The 19,949-nt window shown below is 66.2% G+C and carries 22 protein-coding genes; 8 read left to right on the top strand and 14 right to left on the bottom strand.

The window, feature by feature from the left end:
* Nucleotides 1–53: 53 nt before the first annotated feature.
* Together ACPXCG_RS05810 and purD are read left to right on the top strand one after the other, a co-directional pair.
* A complete protein-coding gene (locus ACPXCG_RS05810) occupies nt 54–1,274 on the top strand; it encodes a low temperature requirement protein A (RefSeq protein WP_425790505.1) in 1,221 nt (406 codons plus the stop codon).
* Between the two features lie 63 nt (nt 1,275–1,337).
* Nucleotides 1,338–2,591, top strand: coding sequence for a phosphoribosylamine--glycine ligase (purD, locus tag ACPXCG_RS05805; RefSeq protein WP_425789954.1), 1,254 nt, complete (start codon nt 1,338–1,340; stop codon nt 2,589–2,591).
* A 201-nt stretch (nt 2,592–2,792) separates the two neighbouring features.
* Here purD and ACPXCG_RS05800 read toward each other — a convergent pair whose 3' ends face one another.
* From ACPXCG_RS05800 to ACPXCG_RS05770, 7 genes are all read right to left on the bottom strand, one after another.
* Nucleotides 2,793–3,749: an alpha/beta hydrolase-fold protein gene (locus ACPXCG_RS05800; RefSeq protein ID WP_425789952.1), complete on the bottom strand. Its 957-nt coding sequence runs from the start codon at nt 3,747–3,749 to the stop codon at nt 2,793–2,795.
* A 152-nt stretch (nt 3,750–3,901) separates the two neighbouring features.
* Nucleotides 3,902–4,702, bottom strand: coding sequence for an ABC transporter permease (locus tag ACPXCG_RS05795; protein WP_425789950.1), 801 nt, complete (start codon nt 4,700–4,702; stop codon nt 3,902–3,904).
* The gene (locus ACPXCG_RS05790; RefSeq protein WP_425789948.1) at nt 4,702–5,685 is read right to left on the bottom strand and encodes an ABC transporter ATP-binding protein; all 984 of its coding nucleotides are present in this window, start codon (nt 5,683–5,685) and stop codon (nt 4,702–4,704) included. The genes ACPXCG_RS05795 and ACPXCG_RS05790 overlap by 1 nt, the downstream gene beginning before the upstream one ends.
* A complete protein-coding gene (locus ACPXCG_RS05785; protein ID WP_425789946.1) occupies nt 5,682–6,212 on the bottom strand; it encodes a GbsR/MarR family transcriptional regulator in 531 nt (176 codons plus the stop codon). The genes ACPXCG_RS05790 and ACPXCG_RS05785 overlap by 4 nt, the downstream gene beginning before the upstream one ends.
* A 98-nt stretch (nt 6,213–6,310) precedes the next feature.
* Nucleotides 6,311–6,709, bottom strand: coding sequence for a DUF302 domain-containing protein (locus tag ACPXCG_RS05780; protein ID WP_425789945.1), 399 nt, complete (start codon nt 6,707–6,709; stop codon nt 6,311–6,313).
* 25 nt (nt 6,710–6,734) lie between these two features.
* Nucleotides 6,735–7,004 carry a metal-sensitive transcriptional regulator gene (locus ACPXCG_RS05775; protein WP_425789943.1) on the bottom strand — a complete coding sequence of 90 codons (270 nt, stop codon included), beginning with the start codon at nt 7,002–7,004 and terminating at the stop codon, nt 6,735–6,737.
* Between the two features lie 128 nt (nt 7,005–7,132).
* On the bottom strand, nt 7,133–7,699 hold the full coding sequence (locus ACPXCG_RS05770) for a TetR family transcriptional regulator (RefSeq protein ID WP_425789941.1): 567 nt from the start codon (nt 7,697–7,699) through the stop codon (nt 7,133–7,135).
* A 117-nt stretch (nt 7,700–7,816) separates the two neighbouring features.
* On the opposite strand from ACPXCG_RS05770, the gene ACPXCG_RS05765 reads away from it, so the two are divergent.
* A complete protein-coding gene (locus ACPXCG_RS05765; RefSeq protein ID WP_425789939.1) occupies nt 7,817–8,722 on the top strand; it encodes an SDR family oxidoreductase in 906 nt (301 codons plus the stop codon).
* A 33-nt stretch (nt 8,723–8,755) separates the two neighbouring features.
* On the opposite strand, the gene ACPXCG_RS05760 is transcribed toward ACPXCG_RS05765, so the two are convergent.
* A complete protein-coding gene (locus ACPXCG_RS05760) occupies nt 8,756–9,229 on the bottom strand; it encodes a nucleoside deaminase (protein ID WP_425789937.1) in 474 nt (157 codons plus the stop codon).
* A gap of 152 nt (nt 9,230–9,381) precedes the next feature.
* On the opposite strand from ACPXCG_RS05760, the gene ACPXCG_RS05755 reads away from it, so the two are divergent.
* Both ACPXCG_RS05755 and ACPXCG_RS05750 read left to right on the top strand, forming a co-directional pair.
* On the top strand, nt 9,382–9,975 hold the full coding sequence (locus ACPXCG_RS05755; protein ID WP_425789935.1) for a TetR/AcrR family transcriptional regulator: 594 nt from the start codon (nt 9,382–9,384) through the stop codon (nt 9,973–9,975).
* A gap of 116 nt (nt 9,976–10,091) precedes the next feature.
* On the top strand, nt 10,092–10,427 hold the full coding sequence (locus ACPXCG_RS05750) for a hypothetical protein (protein WP_425789933.1): 336 nt from the start codon (nt 10,092–10,094) through the stop codon (nt 10,425–10,427).
* Nucleotides 10,428–10,437: 10 nt separating this feature from the next.
* Here the strand turns inward: ACPXCG_RS05750 and ACPXCG_RS05745 are convergent, their stop codons facing one another.
* The 3 genes from ACPXCG_RS05745 to ACPXCG_RS05735 all read right to left on the bottom strand — a co-directional run bounded on the left by ACPXCG_RS05745 (nt 10,438) and on the right by ACPXCG_RS05735 (nt 12,667).
* A complete protein-coding gene (locus tag ACPXCG_RS05745; RefSeq protein WP_425789931.1) occupies nt 10,438–11,493 on the bottom strand; it encodes an LLM class flavin-dependent oxidoreductase in 1,056 nt (351 codons plus the stop codon).
* Nucleotides 11,490–12,044, bottom strand: a complete 555-nt coding sequence (locus tag ACPXCG_RS05740) for an SRPBCC family protein (RefSeq protein ID WP_425789929.1) — start codon at nt 12,042–12,044, stop codon at nt 11,490–11,492. Before ACPXCG_RS05740 ends, ACPXCG_RS05745 begins: the two co-directional genes overlap by 4 nt.
* A 113-nt stretch (nt 12,045–12,157) precedes the next feature.
* Nucleotides 12,158–12,667 (bottom strand): winged helix-turn-helix transcriptional regulator, encoded by a 510-nt coding sequence (locus tag ACPXCG_RS05735; RefSeq protein WP_425789927.1) that lies wholly within the window; start codon nt 12,665–12,667, stop codon nt 12,158–12,160.
* Nucleotides 12,668–12,765: 98 nt separating this feature from the next.
* Here ACPXCG_RS05735 and purB point away from each other — a divergent pair, with 98 nt between their 5' ends.
* Nucleotides 12,766–14,193 carry an adenylosuccinate lyase gene (gene purB, locus ACPXCG_RS05730; RefSeq protein ID WP_425789926.1) on the top strand — a complete coding sequence of 476 codons (1,428 nt, stop codon included), beginning with the start codon at nt 12,766–12,768 and terminating at the stop codon, nt 14,191–14,193.
* 91 nt (nt 14,194–14,284) lie between these two features.
* Here purB and ACPXCG_RS05725 read toward each other — a convergent pair whose 3' ends face one another.
* Nucleotides 14,285–14,575, bottom strand: coding sequence for a SelT/SelW/SelH family protein (locus ACPXCG_RS05725; protein ID WP_425789924.1), 291 nt, complete (start codon nt 14,573–14,575; stop codon nt 14,285–14,287).
* Between the two features lie 35 nt (nt 14,576–14,610).
* Between ACPXCG_RS05725 and ACPXCG_RS05720 the strand changes: the two genes are divergently transcribed.
* Entirely contained in the window at nt 14,611–15,501 is an 891-nt protein-coding gene (locus ACPXCG_RS05720) for a phosphoribosylaminoimidazolesuccinocarboxamide synthase (protein WP_425789922.1), read from the top strand.
* Between the two features lie 3 nt (nt 15,502–15,504).
* Nucleotides 15,505–17,652 (top strand): S9 family peptidase, encoded by a 2,148-nt coding sequence (locus ACPXCG_RS05715; RefSeq protein ID WP_425789920.1) that lies wholly within the window; start codon nt 15,505–15,507, stop codon nt 17,650–17,652.
* Between the two features lie 79 nt (nt 17,653–17,731).
* Here ACPXCG_RS05715 and ACPXCG_RS05710 read toward each other — a convergent pair whose 3' ends face one another.
* Both ACPXCG_RS05710 and ACPXCG_RS05705 read right to left on the bottom strand, forming a co-directional pair.
* The gene (locus ACPXCG_RS05710) at nt 17,732–19,288 is read right to left on the bottom strand and encodes a DHA2 family efflux MFS transporter permease subunit (protein ID WP_425789919.1); all 1,557 of its coding nucleotides are present in this window, start codon (nt 19,286–19,288) and stop codon (nt 17,732–17,734) included.
* Complete coding sequence (locus ACPXCG_RS05705) at nt 19,285–19,782, bottom strand: MarR family winged helix-turn-helix transcriptional regulator (protein WP_425790503.1); 498 nt, start codon at nt 19,780–19,782, stop codon at nt 19,285–19,287. The genes ACPXCG_RS05710 and ACPXCG_RS05705 overlap by 4 nt, the downstream gene beginning before the upstream one ends.
* Nucleotides 19,783–19,949: the final 167 nt, after the last annotated feature.

The raw sequence follows: 19,949 nt of genomic DNA, 5'->3' as shown, positions 1-19,949 counted from the left end.
ATGTCGTTAGAGTTCCGATCGTGAGCTTCACGATCGGACACCCCATACGGCGGATGACCGGACGCGACCCCCATGAGGAGGGCCGCGCCGCCACCAGTCTCGAGCTGTTCTACGACCTGGTCTTCGTGGTCGCCTTCTCCACAGCGGGGACGCAGGTCGCCCATCAGCTCGCCGAGGGGCACTATCAGGTCGCCATCTTCGGCTACCTGCTGTGCACGTTCGCGGCGATCTGGGCGTGGATCAACTTCGCCTGGTTCGCTTCGGCATTCGACACCGACGACTGGTTCTTTCGTCTGGTGACCCTGGTCCAGATGATCGGCGTCGCCATCATCGCGCTCGGCATCCCGCCGATCTTCGAGTCACTCGGCCATCACGAGCACGTCGACAACCGGGTCCTGGTCATCGGATACATCGTGATGCGCGTCGGGATGGTCGCGCAGTGGCTGCGTGTCGCGGTGCAGAGCGAGCAGCATCGGCGCGTAGCTCTGATCTACGCCGCGATGACCCTGCTCGCACAGATCGGGTGGGTCGGCGTGCTGATCGCCGACATGCGGCCGCTGGCGACCCTGTTCGCGATGATCGGCTGCATCCTGGTCGAACTCCTCGGGCCCTACCTCGGCGAGCGCAAAGGCGGTGGAACACCCTGGCATCCCCATCACATCGCCGAGCGCTACTCGTTGCTGACGATCATCACCCTCGGCGAGGGTGTGGTCGGCACGGTTGCGGTCCTCGGGGCGCTCATCGAGGTCGAGGGTTGGTCCGTGGAGACGGCGGTTCTCGGCCTGGCCGCCATGGGTGTCACCTTCGCGATGTGGTGGATGTACTTCATCATCCCGGTCGGCGATGCGCTACATGCGCATCGGGAGAAGAGCTTCGTCTGGGGGTACGGGCACATCGTGATCTTCATGGCTGCCGCCGCGGTCGGAGCCGGTCTGCATGTCGCGGCCCTCTACATCGAGCACGAGGCCCACATCGGCCCGGGTGCGGTGGTCGCCACGCTCGCCGTGCCGCTGGGGATCTACTGTGTCGGTCTGCTCGCGCTGTACGACTACCTGCTTCCGTTCGACCCGCTGAGCGTGATCCTCGCCCTGGGCGCGGGCATCTGCCTCGTCGCCGGTGTCTGGCTCGCCGCCGCCGGAGTGTCGGTGGTGGTCGCGGTGGTCGTGACGACCCTGGCGCCCGTGCTGATCGTCGTCATCGACGAGGTCATGGGTGTGCCGAGACGTGCCGAGGTGTTGGCGTCGATGGGGGTCGAGGTCGCCGACCACTCCTGATCGGTCCGTGCACGATTCACCGCGCCAAGCCGCCCGCCGACACCGCCCACTAGAGTCGACACCGTGCGCGTACTCGTGATCGGCTCGGGCGGCCGCGAACATGCCCTGCTCATCGGACTGTCGGCGGACCCGTCGGTGACCGCCCTGCACGTCGCGCCCGGCAATGCCGGGACCTCCGCGATCGCCACCAATCACGACGTCGACGTCGCGGCCGCAGAGGCGGTGGTGGCGCTGGCGACGAGCATCGCTGCCGACCTCGTGGTCATCGGCCCGGAGGTGCCACTGGTCCTCGGAATCGCGGATGCGTTGCGCGACGCCGGTTTCGCCACCTTCGGCCCGGGTGCGGAGGCGGCTCAGATCGAGGGATCGAAGGCTTTCGCCAAGGACGTCATGGCGGCCGCGGGGGTGCGGACCGCGCACAGCGAGATCGTCGACAACCCGGCCAAGCTCGATGCGGCCCTCAACCGATTCGGCCCGACCTGGGTGGTCAAGGACGACGGACTGGCGGCCGGCAAAGGCGTGGTGGTAACCACCGATCGGCTGACCGCGCGCGACCATGCGGCCGAACTACTGGAGAACGGCCATCCGGTCCTGTTGGAGAGCTTCCTCGACGGCCCCGAGGTGTCGCTCTTCTCCCTGGTGGATGGCGACACGGTGGTGCCACTCATCCCCGCGCAAGACCACAAGCGGGTCGGCGACGACGACGCCGGGCCCAACACCGGCGGGATGGGCGCGTACACGCCGCTGCCGTGGCTGCCCGACGAGGTGACCCAGCAGATCGTCGACGACGTGGTGAAGCCCGTCGCCGCGGAACTCGCCAAGCGTGGGACCCCGTTCTCCGGTCTGCTCTATGCCGGCCTGGCGATCGGCAAGGATGGCCCGTCCGTCGTCGAGTTCAACTGCCGGTTCGGTGATCCCGAGACCCAAGCCGTCCTCGCATTGCTGAAATCCCCACTGGGGCAGGCGCTCAACGCGACCGCCACCGGAGCGCTGGACAAGTTGCCGCCGCTGGAATGGGCCGATGGTGCCGCCGTGACGGTGGTCGTCGCGGCCGAGAACTACCCGGGTAAGCCGCGCACCGGCGACGTGATCGCCGGCGCCGAGGGCGACGGGGTGCTGCACGCGGGTACCGCGCGCAACGATGACGGCGCGGTGGTCTCCGCCGGCGGGCGGGTACTCGCCGTCGTCGGGACGGGTGCCGACCTCGCCGAGGCCCGCGCTCAGGCCTACGACCGGATCGCGAACATCAAACTTCCCGGCTCGCACTACCGCACCGACATCGGGAAAGCCGCCCTCGACGGCCGCATCACCCTCTGACCCACCCAACTCTCCCTCCCACCCCAGCCCCCTTCCCGCCAGCCGCGACGGTTCCCGTCATCCGCGCCCCCTGAATGCCGTCGCGGATGACGGGAACCGTCGCGGCTGGCGGGGTGGGGTTGGCGGGGTGGGGTTGGCAGGGTGGGGTTGGCGGGGTGGGGTTGGCGGGGAGGGTGCGGGAGGGGGAGTGGGGGTGTGCGGTTACCGGGCGAGGTTGCGGCCGAGGAACTCGACCTGTTCGGGGAGCGCGCTGCGCCAGTAGCGATTGGTATGCCCGCCCGCAGACGTGCCGAACGCCGCCGGCGGATGGAGTCCGGCCGCCCATTGACGCGTGTAGGTGAAGAACTGGTCGGACGAACCGATATCGATCAGCAGGGGGATCCTGGCGAAGGCGGCCTGCTGGCCGAAGAGAGAATTGGCCTGGTAGTCCTCGAGCGAGTCGAAGGCGCGGGGCGGATAGTTGCGCGGGTCTGCCCACAACGCCGGAGAACACACGGCGACGGCGGCCACGCGTGGAGCTCCCAGGAGCGCGGCCAGCCGCAACGCGCCGTATCCGCCCATGGACCAGCCGAACAGTCCGATTCGCTCGGTCGACAGATCGAGTTGCGGGTTCGACGCCAGCATCGGCAGGAATTCGTCGAGGATCATCGCCGCAGCATCGGTGCCGTCGGCGCGGGGGTGATAGTAGTTGCGCGCGGCGTCGGCAGCGGCCAGCGCGAACGGTGCATTGCCGGCGTCCACGTACTTCTGCAGCACGTTCTGCATCTCGAGCTTCGAGGAGAAAATGGACTTCTCGTTCGTGTTCAGCGCGTGCAGCACGACGACGACGGGGAGTCGGCCCGAGACACCGCTCGGCCGGGCGACGGCCCATCGGGTCTGCCGTCCGCCCATCTTCGCCGAGACGAAACTGCCGGTGACCAGCGGGGGGCCGCTCGCAATATTTTGTGGGCTGGTCTCCGACGGCAGCTCGTCGTCGGCGGCGCGAGTCTCCAGCTTGCGGGGCTGGACCTTGGGGGGTTGCTCACCTGAGCACGCCGCGAGGCCGCCGATCAGGGCGGCACCGAAGCCCCCGGCCAGCACCGAACGCCGAGTGACCCGGCCGAGACGGAGCTCGGTCGGGTCAGTCGGACGTCTCGGTGAGTCGCGTTGGGGCTTCATCGACTCCACAGATTACTGGTGCGGGGCGACCGGATCGAAACACGCCGGATCCGCCACGCCGAGGTGTGTGACGGATGTGGCGCAACAAGACTCGGTGATGCGTACTGCCCCGGGTGATGCGCATCACCCGGGGCAGTTGCGTCGCATCCGGATCAGGCGACGCGACGACGGTCGTAGGTCCGGAGAGCGGCAACGCAGCAGACGGCGGCGATCCCGAAGCTCCACGCCAGCGCGGCGACGGCGGTGCCGGTTCCGATCGCGGTGCCGGTGAGCAGGCCGCGCAGGGTCTCCGCGACCGGCGTGAACGGCTGATACGCCGCGAACTGACGCAGACCGGGTGGCATCGACTCGGTCGGCACGAAGCCGCTACCCAGGAATGGCAGCAGGGTAAGGAACATCGGGGTGTTGCTGGCGGTCTCCACACTCTTCGCCGAGAGCCCGAGATACACCGCGAGCCAGATCAACGCCACCGAGAAGAGGGTCAGCAGGCCGAATGCTGCCAGCCACTCGACCACTGTCCCCGACGGGCGGAAGCCCAGCGCGAGGGCGACGGCGAGTACCACGACCAGACTGGCCAGGGTCTGGAGCAGGCTCCCGATCACGTGCCCGGTGAGCACCGACGACCGACTGATGGCCATCGTCCGGAACCGGGCGATGATCCCGGAGGTCATGTCCATGGCAACGGAGATCGATGTGCCCTGCACCGCCGCTGCGACCGTGATCAGCAGGACGCCGGGTACCACGTAATCGAGGTAGGCGGCGCGTCCGGTGTTGCCCGATGGCGTGACCATGTCGGCGCCCAACTGCCCGCCGAACACATAGACGAACAGCAACAGGAACACGACCGGCATGCCGATGAGCAGCACCGTCATCGACGGGTAGCGGATGATGCGACGCAGACTACGGCGCAACATCGTCGTCGAGTCCTCGACGGCGTAGGTGAGCGTGGACATCAGGCGGCTCCTTCGTGCGGGGTGGGTGCGTCATCGGCTCGCGGTTCGGCGCGGCCCGTCAAGGCGAAGAAGACGTCGTCGAGGCTGGCGGTGTGCACCGAGACGTCGATGAGGTCGAGCTGCTCGGATTCGATGCGCCCCAGTGCTTCTCGTAGGGAACGGACGGTGTCGTCGGTGGACAGGTCCAGTCGGCGTGCGGTGGGAACGGCGGCGGCGTCGGCAAACACTGCCTGAGCGCGGTGGAAGGTCTCGTCGTCGGCGAAGACCAGGTGGATCGACGATCCGGGGACCAGGCCCTTCAGCTCGGACGGCGTCCCCTGGGCGACGATCGAGCCCTGGTCGAGGACGGCGACGCGGTCGGCGAGACGATCGGCCTCTTCGAGGTATTGCGTCGTCAAGAAGACCGTCACCCCGTCGCGCGCCAACCCGCTGATGGTGTCCCACAAGGTCCGCCGGCTGCGCGGGTCGAGTCCGGTGGTCGGCTCGTCGAGGAAGATCACCTCCGGTGTCGACACCAGGGTCATGGCGAGATCGAGGCGTCGGCGCATGCCGCCGGAGTAGGTGGACACCGCGCGGTCGGCGGCGTCCACCAGGTCGAATTCGGCGAGCAGTTCATCGACGCGGGCACGGCCGGGGCCGCGGCCGAGATGATTCAGATCGGCCATCAGCTGCAGGTTCTCGCGTCCGGTCAGCAGGTCGTCGAGGGCGGCGAACTGCCCGGTGACGCCGATGACGGATCGGATGCCATTGGGGTTGTCGGCCAGGTCGTGGCCGCCGACGACGACACGTCCGGCATCGGCGTCTATCAGGGTCGACAGAATGTTCACCGTCGTCGTCTTGCCCGACCCGTTGGGCCCCAGCAGCGCGAAGACCTCGCCCCGCGGGATCGTCAGGTCGAGCCCGTCGAGGACGACCTTGTCGTCGTAGCGTTTCACGAGTCCCCGGGCCTCGATCGCCGTGTCGTGCACACTTCGTGGATTCATTTCCGGTCTCCGTCCTCGTCGGATGTGCTGTCGGCGTTCGGGTCGTAGAGGTCACCCGACATGACCAGAGCTGCCCGGTGTTTCTTCCATTCCTCGTAGAGCGCAGGAATCCGGTCGACGAGGAAGTCGGCGAGCGCCGCTGTCTCGGACAGCGCTGCTCGACGTTCTGCGGGCGCGTCCCCGACGATCTCGAGGCCTTCGCGGGCGAGGTCGGCCAACTCCTCGTACTCGGTCATGTCGAAACCCAGCGATCGCGGTGTGGACAGGTCGATGGCGATGCGGTCCATACGTTCGCCTGCCGTCCGGGTGCGTTTGACGACGCCGAGGTTCTCGAGGTTCTCGATGGCGCCGGTGATCGCGCTGCGGCTGGCGAGCAGTGCCTCGCTCAGTTCGGCGATGCTCTGTCCCGGCGCGTCGCATACGGACAGATAGCCGATGACCCGTCCGACCATGGGCGGAAAGCTGAATCGTCGTGCGTAGTAGCGGGCCATGTGGTCGGCGAAGGTGAGCTGTGCGTCATCGGGCATGAACCAACTATGCACCGATGACTGAGATAACACAAATTTATGTCATTTCAGTCATCGGTGCACTCGTCAGGCGGACCTGCGCGGAAGTCGGGTCTCGGTCAGCTGGTCAGTGCCGCGATGGCGGCCTGCAATTTCTCCGCTGCGGCGGCGGCGACGTCCCCCAGGCCCGGTGCATCGGTGACCTGGACCATGATGTCGGGGTTCATCGCCTCGACGATTACGGTGCCCGCGTTGTCGGTGTCGTCGCGGACGACGACGTTGCACGGCAGGAGCAGCCCGATCTGCCGGTCGACGTCGAGGGCACCATGGGCCAGGGACGGGTTGCATGCGCCGAGGATGAGGTACTTCTCCATGTCGGCGTCGAGCTTCTGCTTGAGGGTGGCCGTCACGTCGATCTCGGTGAGAACGCCGAATCCCTGTTCGGCCAGTGCATCTCGTGTTCGGGAGACTGCGTCGTCGAAGGTGGTGGTGAGGGTTGTCGAGTATCCGAGCTGCATGAGCATTCCTTTTCGATGGCGGTTGTCAGGCGAGTGCGAGAAACAGCTTCTCGAGCTGCTCCTCGGTCATCGGTTCGCTGTTCCCGGCGTCCTCGCCGGTCAGGCACTCCCGCAGGCCGGTCGCCACGATCTTGAAGCCGGCGCGATCGAGCGCACGAGACACGGCAGCGAGTTGGGTGACCACATCCTTGCAGTCGCGGCCCTGTTCGATCATCGAGATCACGCCGGCCAACTGGCCGTGTGCGCGGCGTAAACGGTTGAGTACCACCGTGATCGATTCCTCATCGCCGACCATGCGTCCGCCCCTTCAGCTGATGTGCGCGATACCCGCAGGGGTATCCTCATTCGAGGATACCCCTGGGGGTATAGGTCGGCAAGCAAGCGTCCGGACCGCAGGGTGTCGACCTGGCGGTGGTGAGGGGGTCAGTGTGCTGCGACGTCTCGCATCTCGTCGAGGCAGGTGCGGATCAGATCTGCCAGCGAGAGGTCGTTGGCTGGGTCGATCCAGCTGCCGAAGGCCACCTTGAATGCGGCGACGGCCATCTCGGCCGCGAGTCGGGCCGCGATATCGGGGGTGTCCCGGGATTCCAGAGAGTCACGGATGGCATCGACGAGCGACGCCATCTTGAGCAGCTCGCGCTCCTGGAGTTCTGGGTTCGCGTCGATCACGGATTGTCGCTGTCTGGCGAAAGGTAGTCTGTCGGAGAAGAATTCGGTGGCGGCGTGCACAAGGGCGTGCTCGGCGGCCTCAAGTGGCCGCTCCTCGGCGGGTGATGTGGAAAGGTGCTCGGTGATGGCGAGCTCCAGTGACTTCCCGCCATCGAAGAGCACTTCGCGCTTCTCGCCGAACTGACGGTAGAAGGTTCGTTCGGTCACGCCGGCCCGTGACGAGATGTCGGCGACCGAGGTCTGATCGAAGCCCTTCTCCACGAACAGGGTCAACGCCGCCCGCTGCAGCCGCTCGCGTGAGCCCGTCGGCCATCGTCCCATGCGTCCGAGGATACGTGATGACACAACCTGACATCAGGCGTAGAGTCATTGATGTCAGAACATGACATCACGGCACGTGGGTCACGAACTCACGAAACGAGGGCCTAGGAGGGTCTCATGCGGGTATTCATCACCGGCGCGTCCGGGCACATCGGATCTGCGGTCATCCCGGAGTTGTTGCAGGCCGGGCACCAGGTCGTCGGCCTCGCGCGCTCGGATGCCGCTGCCGCCGCGGTGGCCGAACAGGGCGCCGTCGTTCGTCGCGGCGACCTCGACGACCTCGAGGGTCTGGCCGACGCCGCACGCGACGCCGACGGGGTCATTCACCTGGCGTTCAAGCACGACGCGATGGCAGCGGGGGACCTGGCGTCGGCGGCGGCCGCGGACCTGGCGGCTCTCGACGCACTGGGGAACGCGCTGATCGGAACGGGCAAGCCGCTGGTCGGGACATCGGGAACCGCGATGATCCCGATGATGGGCGTCACCGGCCGGCCGGGAACGGAGTCGGATGCGTTCGACGGCGGCTATCGCATCGACGCCGAGAATGCACTCGTCGGCTTGGCGGAACGCGGCGTCAGGTCGTCGGTTCTCCGGCTGCCGCCATCGGTGCACAGCGATCTCGACCACCACGGTTTCGTGCCGTCGCTGATCGGATTCGCGCGCGAGAACGGGTTTTCCGGATATCCAGGTACCGGGGACAACCGCTGGCCGGCCGTCCACACCCGCGATGCCGCACGTCTCTATCGGCTCGCGCTGGAGGGTGCCCCGGCGGGGACTCGGTTGCACGCGGTGGGCGATGAGGGTGTCCCGATCCGGGAGATCGCCGAAGCCATCGGTCGCGGTGCCGGAATTCCTACGCGCACAGTGAGATCCGAGGACAACGAAGAGGTGTTCCGGTTCCTGGCCGCCTTCGTCTCGGTGGACAACCCGACATCGGCGGCGATCACCCGCGAACTGATGGACTGGAAGCCGGAACTGCCCGGCCTGATCGAGGACCTCGATGCGGGGCACTACTTCGCCTAGAGCGTGTCTCCTAGGATTCGGAGCTGCCTCACATCACGATGCTCGCCAGAATCCCGCATGGACCTCACGTGCGGCCGGGATGTCGAACGGGCCGCGTACCGAGGTCGGGCGGGCGCCGCGTGCGAACACCTCCCGGCACGGCAGGTCCAGCGACGGGTTCTTGGGGTCGTCGCCGGTCATCGACCGTAGATCGGCCTCACTCAGCGCGAACACGACTGTCGGGATCGAGGCCCAATAGATCGCGCCGGCACACATCGCACATGGTTCGGTACTGGTGTACAGGGTCATCGAGCGCCGCTCGTCGGAGGTGAATCGGCGGCCGGCGGCACGCACCAGGTTCGTCTCGGCGTGGGCCGTCGGATCGTCGTCGGTCTCGATACTGTTCTGTGCGGTCAGGATCACCTCGCCGGTGGTGTCGGTGAGCAACGCCCCGAACGGGTGGTCGCCGCGGGCGCGGGCGGCGGCGGCGAGATCGATCGCGTGGTGGAGGAGTGCATCGTCGTCCATCAGGCCATCGTCCCAGGAAGCGGTGCGGGCGGCGCATGTTCAAGCCTCCGGCAGCGTCCACCCGTTCGTCCGGCGTTCTCGAATTCGTTGACCGCGTTACGGCTTTTGCCAAAGCAACCCGTGGCAGGTTACGCCTTTGGCAGCATGATTCCATGACGTCGGCGGCAACCCCGAAGGGACTGCGACGGCGGTCCCGACTGATCGAGGCCGCCGGCGAGTTGCTGCTCGACGGCGGATTCGATGCGGTCCGTCATCGGGCCGTCGCCGACCGTGCGAAGTTGCCGCTCGCCTCGACCACCTACTACTTCGGGTCGCTGGAGGATCTGATGGCGGAGGCGGCCGCCTATGTGTGCCGCAACGACGAAGAGTGCATCGCCGCGCGCCGCGATGCCCTACCGCGACGACGACGCGGTGGGCAGGCAACCGCCGACGCGCTCGCCGAGGTCTTCATCGGGCCCGACACGACCATCCAGACACTCGCCGCGCGGTACGAGACCATCGCCCTGGCGGCACGGTATCCGCGGTTGCGTGAGGTGGTGATCGACCGCCGGGTCCTACTGGCAGAGATGCATTCGGACGTTCTGCAGAAATCATTCCGGCTGGCCGAGCCGATGCACGTCCGTCAACTGATCGCCGTGGAGGATGGCGCCGTCGTCGGTGCGCTCGGTCAGCGGCAGGTCAGCCCGTATGCCGCCGCACGGGAAGCGCTGCACGAGGTCATCGACGTCCTCGCGCCGCGGGAATGACGATCGAAGCCACCAGTGGAGAGGGAGCCGTGTCGACGCAGCACACAGTGAGGCGACGCAGGAAGACTGTGCTGTCCGGGGCTCTCGCAACGGGTCTCGCGACAATCGGGTTGACGATGGTGTCACCGGGGTCGGCCGGGGCCGTCCCGGTCGGCAAGATCGACGCGGGCGTACCGTTCTCGTCGGTGGTGTACGGCACCGGATGTCTCTACGACCTGACCGTCGACGTCAACGCCTCGGGGCCGGTCACCTTCTGGGAACGCAAGCAGGGATACCCGGAGCGGTTCATCGGCGCCGCGCAGGCCGACGGGGCCATCGCGACGATCCGATGGGTGCCCCGACGGATCGGCGATCGCTTGCTGTACGCCAAACAGGCCGGGGTTCAGGGGCCGGTCGCGGTGATGCGTGTGCACCAGGGATACGGCTCCGGATGGGCGTGTTTCGCGCTCTGACCTGCGGCATTCACCAGGCGGGGGCGGCGTTGTCGGTCGCGCCCGCGAGCTCGATCCCTTCCGCGAGATTCGAGAGCCGTTCGTCGAGCGTGTCGCCTGCCGGATAGAGCCTCACAGTGGTGACGCCTGTCGCAGCCCAGTCGCGTAACCGCTCGGCCACCATGGGGCGTGTTCCGATCAGCGTTGTCGCCAGGACCATCTCGTCGGAGACGAGTTTCACCGCACCCTCGCGATCGCCGCCCTGCCAACGACTCTGGATCTCACCGGTCACCTCGGACCATCCCTGCCGTGCGTAGGCGGCGTTGTAGAAGTTGGTGTCGGCGTTACCCATGCCGCCGATGCTGAATGCAAGTTCTTTTTTCCGACCGTTGACGTGCTCCGCCAGGCGGTCGGCATCGTCGAAGATGGCAATCTCGGCGCCCTGACACACATCGATGTCGGCTCTGGTCCGTCCGGCTGTACGTAATCCTGCGTCGAGATGGTCGAAGTAGGCGGCGGACCCTTCGGGCACGAAGCTCGTGCCGAGCCAGCCGTCGGCGATCTGGCCGGTGAGTTCGAGCATCTTCGGCGACATCGATGCCAGGTAGATGGGTATGTCATCGCGGCCCGGGATCGACAGTCTCATCGGTTTGGAGTCCTCTGTGCGCGGTATGCGCACCGTCTCGCCGGCATAGGAGATCCGTGCCCCGGAGAACGCCTCCCGGATGACGTCGACGGTCTCCCGCATCCGGGTCATCGGGCGCCGGAACTCGACTCCGTGCAGGCCCTCCATGACCTGTGGTCCCGACGGTCCGAGACCGAGCAGGAAGCGACCCTCCGACAGTTCGGCGACCGTCAGCGCCGCCTGTGCAATCGACACCGGAGTGCGCGTGCCGATCTGAATGATCCCGGAGCCCAGCAGGATTCGGTTGGTTCGAGCAGCCAGGTAGCCGAGGTAGGAGGGCGCGTCGGAGCCCCACGCCTCGGCGACCCAACAGATGTCGAGTCCGAGGCGCTCGGCCTCCAGCACGAAAGTGGTCGTCTCGGCGGCGTCCCGGGAGACCTCGACGGTTGTCGCCGTCCTCATGGCCGCGCCTCCGGCGTCGTCGTCGCGCCGGCGGCGTCCTGTGCGAGACGTTCGGCGCGGTCCTTGATCTGGTCGAGGGTCGCGGTCATGTTCGTCTCGAACTCACGCATCCGTACGAAGACGATCTTCTGCTCCTTGTCCGGCATGGCGTCGATGGCGGCGGAGAGCCCGGACCTGCCGGGTCCCATCTGCACCCACTGGGTCAGCACCGTTTCGTCACCGTCGGGATCGAGGGTGAACCGCCAGGTGGCAGACGGGGAGTCCACATCCTCGACGGCCCACGCGAATGACGTGGGGGGATTCCATTCGACGACGTGGGAGGTGGTCGACCATTCGCCCATCGCCGGATGCCGGCTCGCGCCGATGAAGGTGACCCCGACCCCCGGCTCGGCAGCCGGGTCGGTCCAGCGGACCGACTGCAACTCCGAACTCATCTCGGCCATCGACTCGACATCGGTGACGACCTGCCACACAACGGCGGGCGGCGCCGCCACCCTGATGTGCACCTCTGCGGTCGGCCCGTCGGCGTACCGGGTTCCTGTCCACTCCATGTTGCCGGTCCCATCTCTCGCGATCACTTCTAACACAACAGATGGTTGCATGATGAGACCGTGGAGTTCAAGACGTTGAGAGTGCGGATCCCTCGAGAGCATGGATCCAAGTGTCAGTCGCGGGACATGCGGTCGAATCGGGCCTTGACGTCGGGACGCTCCCGCAGCCGCACCGGGTAGCCGGGGCCGAAGGACATCCGGGTCTCCTCGATCGGCATCGCCTCGCCGCAGTGTTCGCAGACCACCCGCGCTCGGGTCTCGTGCCCGCAGGCGGTGTGACGCATTGTCACCGGCGGGCCGGCGTCGTCGGCCAGCCAGCGGTCACCCCACGCGGACATGGCCAGCAGGACGTTCCAGAAGTCGGCGCCTTTGTCGGTCAGGACGTACTCGTGGCGGATCGGTTCGTTTGCATAGAGGTGGCGCTCCAGCATGCCCTCGTCGACCAGGCGTCGGAGGCGGTCCGTCAGGGTGTTGCGGGCGATGCCGAGCTCACGGCGGAACTCGTCGAACCGTCGGGTTCCGTAGAAGGCCTCACGGAGAACCAGTGAGGTCCAGGGATCGCCGACGAGGTCGGCGGTCCGAGCCATTGAGCACGGCCAGTGCGAGAAAGACGCGCGACGCATTGCGCGATTCTACGTCTCATCACGAGACCGAGCCGATCAGCCGCCGTTCCGGTGACCGCGATTCCAGGGGCCCACGCACTCGCGACTACACTGTGCACGTGTCGAAGCCTGCCATCTCCAACGTTCTGGCCAGTCGTTATGCCTCCGCTGACCTCGCGGAGCTCTGGTCCTCGCGCCACAAGATCGCTCTCGAGCGCCAGCTGTGGATCGCCGTCCTCAAGGCCCAGCGCGACCTGGGCATCGACGTCCCCGACGGTGCGATCGCCGACTACGAGAAGGTCGTCGGTCAGATCGATCTCGAGTCCATCGCCGACCGCGAACGGATCACCCGCCACGACGTGAAGGCGCGGATCGAGGAGTTCAACGCGCTCGCCGGCCATGAGCAGATCCACAAGGGGATGACCAGCCGCGACCTCACCGAGAACGTCGAGCAGCTGCAGATCTTGCGGTCGCTGGAGTACGTGCATGGACATGGGGTCGCGGTGCTCGCCCGGATCGTCGACCGGGCCGCCCAATACGCGTCGCTGGTGATGGCCGGACGCAGCCACAACGTCGCGGCGCAGGCCACCACGCTGGGCAAACGCTTCGCCAGCGCCGCCGACGAACTGATGATCGCGCTCACCCGACTCCGCGAGCTGATCGACCGTTACCCGCTGCGCGGCATCAAGGGGCCGATGGGAACCTCGCAGGACATGCTCGACCTTCTCGGCGGCGACGCCACGAAGCTCGCCGATCTCGAGGCCCGTGTCGCTGGTCATCTCGGTTTCGCGCGTTCCCTGACCTCGGTGGGCCAGATCTACCCGCGCTCGCTCGACCACGACGTGGTGTCGGCCCTGGTGCAGGTTGCCGCCGGGCCGTCGTCGCTGGCCCACACCATCCGCCTGATGGCCGGCCATGAATTGGTGACCGAGGGCTTCCAGCCGGGTCAGGTCGGCAGCTCGGCGATGCCCCACAAGATGAACACGCGCAGCTGCGAACGGGTCAACGGACTGCAGGTGATCCTCCGTGGCTACGGTTCGATGGCCGCGGAACTCGCCGGCGCGCAGTGGAACGAGGGCGACGTCTTCTGTTCGGTCGTGCGTCGGGTCGCGTTACCGGATGCCTTCTTCGCGATCGACGGCCTCATGGAGACCTTCCTGACCGTGCTCGCCGAGTTCGGCGCCTACCCGGCCGTGATCGCCAACGAGCTCGATCGCTACCTGCCGTTCCTGGCCACCACCAAGGTGTTGATGGCGTCGGTGCGGGCGGGCGTCGGCCGCGAGACCGCGCACGAGGCGATCAAGGAGAACGCCGTCGCGGTCGCCCTCGCCATGCGTGAGCAGGGTCGGGAGCCCGATCTGCTCGACCGGTTGGCGGGCGATGACCGCATCCCGCTCGATCGTGCACAGCTCGACGAGCTCCTCGCCGACAAGACGGTGTTCGTCGGTGCCGCGGAGCAGCAGGTGGCCGACGTTGTCGCCGCCGCCGAGAAGATCATCGCCGATTACCCGGACGCCGCCGGTTACGCGCCTGCGCCGATTCTCTGACGGTTCGCCGCGCTGCGTTCCTCAGGGACCGCGATGCGAGCGCTGCGCCCTGAGGAGCGAGCTTGCGAGCGTCTCGAAGGGTCTCGAACGGTCACGATGGGCCCGCCGACCGATCCGCGTGCCCCAGATTCCAGTCCGGTAGCGCGCTGTCGCGGACGAGGCGCTTGAGCGTCACCACATCGGGGAACCCGCCATCGCGTTTGCGTTCCCAGACCTGCTGTCCGTCGACGTCGATGTGGAACACACCCCCGGTGCCCGGAACCAGCGTCACCGAGCCCAACTCGGTGCCGAACGTGTTGAGCAACTCGCTGGCCATCCACGACGCCCGCAGCAGCCAGTTGCATTGCGTGCAGTAGGTGATGGAGATCAACGGACCGGACATGCGATGCAGGATGTCATACCTCTAGGGTCGAAGCCATGCGTCCTGAACTGCAGTCGTACACGCACCTGGCGTCAGGGAAGGTCCGTGAGATCTACGAGATCGACGCGAACACTCTTCTCCTCGTCGCCTCCGACCGGATCTCGGCGTACGACCACATCCTCAGTCCGGCGATACCGGACAAGGGCCGCATCCTGACCGCGATGAGCTTCTACTGGTTCGACGTGCTCGGGGTCCCGAACCATCTCGCCGGCGGACCGACCGACGAGCGGATCCCGGCCGAGTGCGTCGGGCGTTCGATGGTGGTCCGCAAGCTGCCGATGGTGCAGGTCGAGTGCGTGGCGCGCGGATACCTCACCGGCTCCGGTCTGCTCGACTACCGTGCGACCGGCGCCGTGTGCGGGGTCGAATTGCCGACGGGGCTCGATGAGGCGAGCGAGCTGCCCGAGCCGATCTTCACCCCGGCCACCAAGGCTGCGCAGGGCGACCACGACGAGAACATCAGCTTCGGGCGGGTGGTGGAACAAGAAGGTGCCGAACGCGCGGAGCGATTGCGTGCGACGACGCTCGACATCTACGGACGCGGCGCCGGCATTGCTGCCGAGCGTGGAATCATCTTGGCCGACACCAAGTTCGAATTCGGTCTCGGCGGCAGCGGTGAGCTCGTGCTGGCCGACGAGGTGCTGACCCCGGATTCGTCACGGTACTGGGAGGCGGCATCGTATCGGCCCGGTGAGGTGCAGCCGAGTTTCGACAAGCAGATCGTCCGGAATTGGCTGACGGGACCGGAATCCGGCTGGGATCGGGTGGCCGATCAGCCGCCACCGTCGTTGCCGGATTCCGTGGTGGATCGAACCCGAGAACGCTATATCGAGGCCTACGAGTGGATTTCGCAGAAGTCCTTCGCCGACTGGCCGGATCACGAGTAGGAGATGATTGTGAAGTCCGACGTCGCCGCCCCGGTGGCCAAGAAAGTGCCGAGCGAACGTGTGCACCATGGTGACACCTTCGTCGACGAGTATGAATGGCTGCGGGACAAGGAAGATCCCGAGGTCGTGGCCTACCTCGAGGCGCAGAACGTGTTCACCGAGTCGCACACCGCGCAACTCGACGGCTTGCGCAAGCAGATTTTCGGCGAGATCAAGAGTCGCACACAGGAAACCGACATGTCGGTGCCGAGTCGCCGTGGTCGGTATTGGTATTACGCCCGGACCGAAGAGGGCAAGCAGTACGCGATCCGGTGTCGCTGCCCGATAGCCGCCGACGACGACTGGACTCCGCCGGAGATCGTCGCGGATGCGACGCTCACCGGTGAAGAGGTACTTCTCGACGCCAATGTCGAGGCTGAGGGTCACGACTTCTTCAGCCTCGGTGGACTCTCCGTCAGCGACGACGGCGACTGGCTGGCCTACAGCACCGACACCGTCGGTGACGAGCGGTATCTGTTGCGGTTCAAGAACCTTCGCACCGGCGAACTCCTCGACGACCAGATCGCCGATACCGCGGGCGGCGCGGTGTGGTCGTCGGATGCCCAGCACGTCTTCTATCAGACGGTCGACGCGGCTTGGCGTCCGGATACCGTGTGGCGCCACGATATCGGCGCGGGCACCGACGACGTCAAGGTCTTCCACGAACCCGACGAGCGGTACTGGGTCGGAATGGGATCCACCCGCAGCGACAAGTACCTGATGATCGGGGTCGGCTCGAAGATCACTTCCGAGTGTTACGTCCTGGCCGCCGACGACCCGACCGGCGAATTCCGCAGCGTCGCGCCGCGTGTCGAAGGTGTCGAATACAACGTCGAACACGCGGTGATCGGTGGTGACGACTATTTCGTCATCGTGCACAACGACATTCGCGACGGGGTGAAGGCGGAGAACTTCGCCATCGACATCGCTCCGGTCGACGACCCGTCGGACCGACGCGAGTTCATCGCGCACGATCCGGAACGCCGGATCGAGGATCTCGACGCGTTTCGTGACTACCTCGTGCTGTCGTACCGGTATGCGGCACTTCCGAAGCTCGCCATTGCCGATCTGCGCGGCCTCGACGGAATCCCCGCGCCTGCAGACTTTCACGAGGTCGAGTTCGACCAGGAACTGTCGTCGTCAGGGCTCGGCGGCAATCCTGAGTGGGTCACGCCGAAACTGCGCATCGGATACGCCAGTTTCATCGAGCCCACCGAATTGCTCGATCTCGATGTCGCCACCGGCGACCGCACCCTGCTGAAGCGGCAACCGGTTCTCGGCGGGTATGACCCGGCCGATTACGTGCAATCACGCGAGTGGGCGACCGCGGCAGATGGCACCAAGATCCCGTTGTCGATCGTGCGGCGCAAGGGTGTCGACGACAACCGTCCCGCCCCCCTCCTGTTGTACGGCTACGGGTCGTACGAGACGAGCATCGATCCCGGGTTCTCGGTGTCGAGGCTGTCGATGCTCGACCGCGGGGTGGTGTTCGTTCTCGCCCACATCCGTGGTGGCGGCGAGATGGGTCGATACTGGTACGACAACGGAAAGACCCTGACCAAGAAGAACACCTTCACCGACTTCGTCGATGCGGCCGGGTACCTGGTCGATACCGGCTGGACCACGCCGAAACAGATGGTGGCCGAGGGTGGTTCGGCAGGTGGCCTGCTGATGGGTGCGGTCGCGAACCTGGCGCCGGAGCTCTTCAACGGCATCCTCGCCTCGGTGCCGTTCGTCGACGCTCTGACGTCGATCCTCGACCCGTCGTTGCCGCTCACGGTGATCGAATGGGACGAGTGGGGAGATCCCCTGCACGACCCGGACGTCTACGCCTACATGAAGACGTACTCACCGTACGAGAACGTCGGTGCCAAGCCGTATCCGCCGATCCTGGCCCTCACCTCGCTGAACGACACCCGCGTGCTGTTCACCGAGGCGGCGAAATGGGTGGCACGTCTTCAGGAACTGAGCACCTCCGACAACCTGGTGCTGCTCAAGACGGAGATGTCGGCAGGCCATGGCGGTGTCAGCGGCCGCTACAAGCAGTGGGAAGAGGTCGCCTTCGAGTTGGCATGGATTCTCCAGCAGACAGGCGCCTACGTCCCCGACTGACTCAGCACCACACGCAGAACTCCCACAAACACCGGATGCATTCCGGGTTTGTGGGAGTTCTGCGTGTGGGAGTGACGAGCTAGTGCATGACGATCGGCGCGCGATCCATGTCTTCTTCGGTCAGCGACGATGCGATCTTCTTGCGGGGCAGGAAGAACGCGGGGATCAGCGTGAGCGCGATCAGGACCGCGCCGACGACGAACGTCGAACCGAAGGCGTTCGCTGCGGACTCGAAGAACGAAGTCGGGACCGGTGCGCCCTGCATGTTCGCGGGGAGCTTGTCCGGTGCCGTGTTGGACACGATGGCGAGCATTCCCTCTGGTGCGTTCTTGAGATTCGTCGCCAGGATCACTGCGATGACGGCCGAACCGATCGAGGAGGCGGTCTGCTGGACCACGTTCACCAGCGTGGAGCCGTCGGGCACCTGCGAATTGGTCAGGGTCGCCAGGGCGGCGGTCATGATCGGCATCATCGTCATGCCCATACCCAGGCCCTGGACGAACAGCGCGCCGCACAGGATCAGGTAGGAGGTCTCCGCACCGACGAACACGAATGTACCCATGCCGAGGAACATCAGGACGATTCCGGACAGCACGAACTTTCCGGGACCGATCTTGTCGGTCATCCGCCCGGCGATCGGCATGGTCAGCATCGCACCGATACCCTGCGGGGCCAGCAGCAGACCGGCGGAGAGTGTCGTCTCACCGCGGACGCCGATGAAGTACTGCGGGAACAAGAGTGACGCGCCGAAGAACGCGATCATGAACAGCGTCATCGAGATCACCGCGACGGTGAGCGTGCGGTTGCGGAACAGACGCAGGTCCAGGAGCGGGTTCTTGGCACGCAGTGCGTGAAAGACGAACGCGACGATCAGGACCGCGCCGACGATCGCGGGGATCAGCACCTTGGCCGTGATGAATGTGCCTGCCTCGTTGCTCGACGAGATGCCGTAGAGGAACAACGCCAGTCCTGGTGACAGCAAGAGCAGACCGATGAAGTCGAATGATGGACGCGAGGTCGTCTCGTTGTCGCCACGCAGGGCGAACCACGAGTAGATGATCGCGACGACGCCGATCGGCACGTTGATCAGGAACACCCAATGCCAGGAGGCCTTCTCGATGAGCAGGCCGCCCAGGATCGGGCCGGCGATCGGGCCCAGCAGCATCGGGATACCGAGAACGGCCATCACCGAACCGACACGTTCCGGTCCGGCGGCCTTCGTCAGGATCATCATGCCGATCGGCATGAGCATTCCGCCGCCGAGGCCTTGGATGACGCGGAACGCCACCAGCGAACCGATGTTCCAGGCCAGCGCGCACAGTGCCGAACCGACCACGAACAGCACCAGTGAGGTGAGATAGACCTTCTTGGTGCCGAAACGGGCTGCAGCCCAGCTGGACAGCGGTATGACTGCGGCGAGCGCCAGCGTGTAGCCGGTCATCGTCCAGGCGGCGCCGGCCGCGTCCGTGCCGAACTCCTGCTGGAAGGTGTTCTGCGCCACCGACACAACGGTGACGTCGAGGATGGACATGATCGCACCGAGCACGACGACGCCGGCGACGATCAGGACGTGTCGGTCGAGCTTGGTGTCCGGCGGGCCCGCGTGGGCGTGCGCCGGCGTTGACGAGGAGGTCATGAATTGGCTTTCTGTGAACTGTCCGATGAGGGGGCGGGATCGGAGGCCGGGGGCGGATCGCCGATACCGGAGAAGTAGTCGACCTCGTTGTCGACGATGGGGTTCAGGGCGCCGCACAGGCCCCGTCGTAGCGGCTCGGGGAGTCGACCGATGAAACCGCGGATCAGATCCTGTTTGATGCTCAGCTGGGAGTCGACGATCTGCCGGCCCTCGGTGGTCAGTGACACCCGCTTGACCCGACGGTCGGTCGCGTCCTCGCGACGATCGACGAGCCCGGTACCGACGAGTTTGTCGACCGTCCGGCCGGCTGCCGCGAGCGAGAGATTGACCTGATCGGCGATCTCGTGGACCGACATGCTCTCGACACCGACACCGTGCGCTCCGAGCGCGAACAGAACGCGTAGTTGGGAGAACGTCAGCTCGGTGGCGGCGAGGGTGTCCATGGTGTGCGCCTTGCCCATGCAGGCTAGCCGGTCGAGGAAGCCCGTGAGCATGTCGCAGGCGACGTCGACGGACCCCGCGGGAGCGGGGGACGAGTCGTGGTTCTGCGTCTGGGTTTCGGCCACGGTATAAAAGTAACGCCTACGCAACTATTTCGGAAACGCAAGTAATGGTGAGATCCGGCATAACGGGTGCCGCACAGTGACGGCGGTCATACCGG

It is taken from the genome of Gordonia sp. DT218, from assembly GCF_049847105.1.
Classification (GTDB): Bacteria; Actinomycetota; Actinomycetes; order Mycobacteriales; family Mycobacteriaceae; genus Gordonia.
The sequence above is the reverse complement of the archived record's forward strand: the minus strand, read 5'-3'. Positions and strand labels throughout refer to the sequence as shown.

Coding starts and splice junctions, on each gene's coding strand:
- ACPXCG_RS05770 (WP_425789941.1), bottom strand. CDS start 7,699: ATGGGACGATGGCCGACGGGCTCACGCGAGCGGCTGCAGCGGGCGGCG.
- ACPXCG_RS05725 (WP_425789924.1), bottom strand. CDS start 14,575: ATGTCCGGTCCGTTGATCTCCATCACCTACTGCACGCAATGCAACTGG.
- ACPXCG_RS05800 (WP_425789952.1), bottom strand. CDS start 3,749: ATGAAGCCCCAACGCGACTCACCGAGACGTCCGACTGACCCGACCGAG.
- ACPXCG_RS05715 (WP_425789920.1), top strand. CDS start 15,505: ATGATTGTGAAGTCCGACGTCGCCGCCCCGGTGGCCAAGAAAGTGCCG.
- ACPXCG_RS05740 (WP_425789929.1), bottom strand. CDS start 12,044: ATGGAGTGGACAGGAACCCGGTACGCCGACGGGCCGACCGCAGAGGTG.
- ACPXCG_RS05710 (WP_425789919.1), bottom strand. CDS start 19,288: ATGACCTCCTCGTCAACGCCGGCGCACGCCCACGCGGGCCCGCCGGAC.
- ACPXCG_RS05735 (WP_425789927.1), bottom strand. CDS start 12,667: ATGCGTCGCGCGTCTTTCTCGCACTGGCCGTGCTCAATGGCTCGGACC.
- ACPXCG_RS05810 (WP_425790505.1), top strand. CDS start 54: ATGACCGGACGCGACCCCCATGAGGAGGGCCGCGCCGCCACCAGTCTC.
- ACPXCG_RS05750 (WP_425789933.1), top strand. CDS start 10,092: ATGGTGTCACCGGGGTCGGCCGGGGCCGTCCCGGTCGGCAAGATCGAC.
- ACPXCG_RS05790 (WP_425789948.1), bottom strand. CDS start 5,685: ATGAATCCACGAAGTGTGCACGACACGGCGATCGAGGCCCGGGGACTC.
- ACPXCG_RS05755 (WP_425789935.1), top strand. CDS start 9,382: ATGACGTCGGCGGCAACCCCGAAGGGACTGCGACGGCGGTCCCGACTG.
- ACPXCG_RS05785 (WP_425789946.1), bottom strand. CDS start 6,212: ATGCCCGATGACGCACAGCTCACCTTCGCCGACCACATGGCCCGCTAC.
- ACPXCG_RS05765 (WP_425789939.1), top strand. CDS start 7,817: ATGCGGGTATTCATCACCGGCGCGTCCGGGCACATCGGATCTGCGGTC.
- ACPXCG_RS05745 (WP_425789931.1), bottom strand. CDS start 11,493: ATGAGGACGGCGACAACCGTCGAGGTCTCCCGGGACGCCGCCGAGACG.
- ACPXCG_RS05780 (WP_425789945.1), bottom strand. CDS start 6,709: ATGCAGCTCGGATACTCGACAACCCTCACCACCACCTTCGACGACGCA.
- ACPXCG_RS05760 (WP_425789937.1), bottom strand. CDS start 9,229: ATGGACGACGATGCACTCCTCCACCACGCGATCGATCTCGCCGCCGCC.
- ACPXCG_RS05795 (WP_425789950.1), bottom strand. CDS start 4,702: ATGTCCACGCTCACCTACGCCGTCGAGGACTCGACGACGATGTTGCGC.
- ACPXCG_RS05775 (WP_425789943.1), bottom strand. CDS start 7,004: ATGGTCGGCGATGAGGAATCGATCACGGTGGTACTCAACCGTTTACGC.
- ACPXCG_RS05705 (WP_425790503.1), bottom strand. CDS start 19,782: ATGCTCACGGGCTTCCTCGACCGGCTAGCCTGCATGGGCAAGGCGCAC.
- ACPXCG_RS05720 (WP_425789922.1), top strand. CDS start 14,611: ATGCGTCCTGAACTGCAGTCGTACACGCACCTGGCGTCAGGGAAGGTC.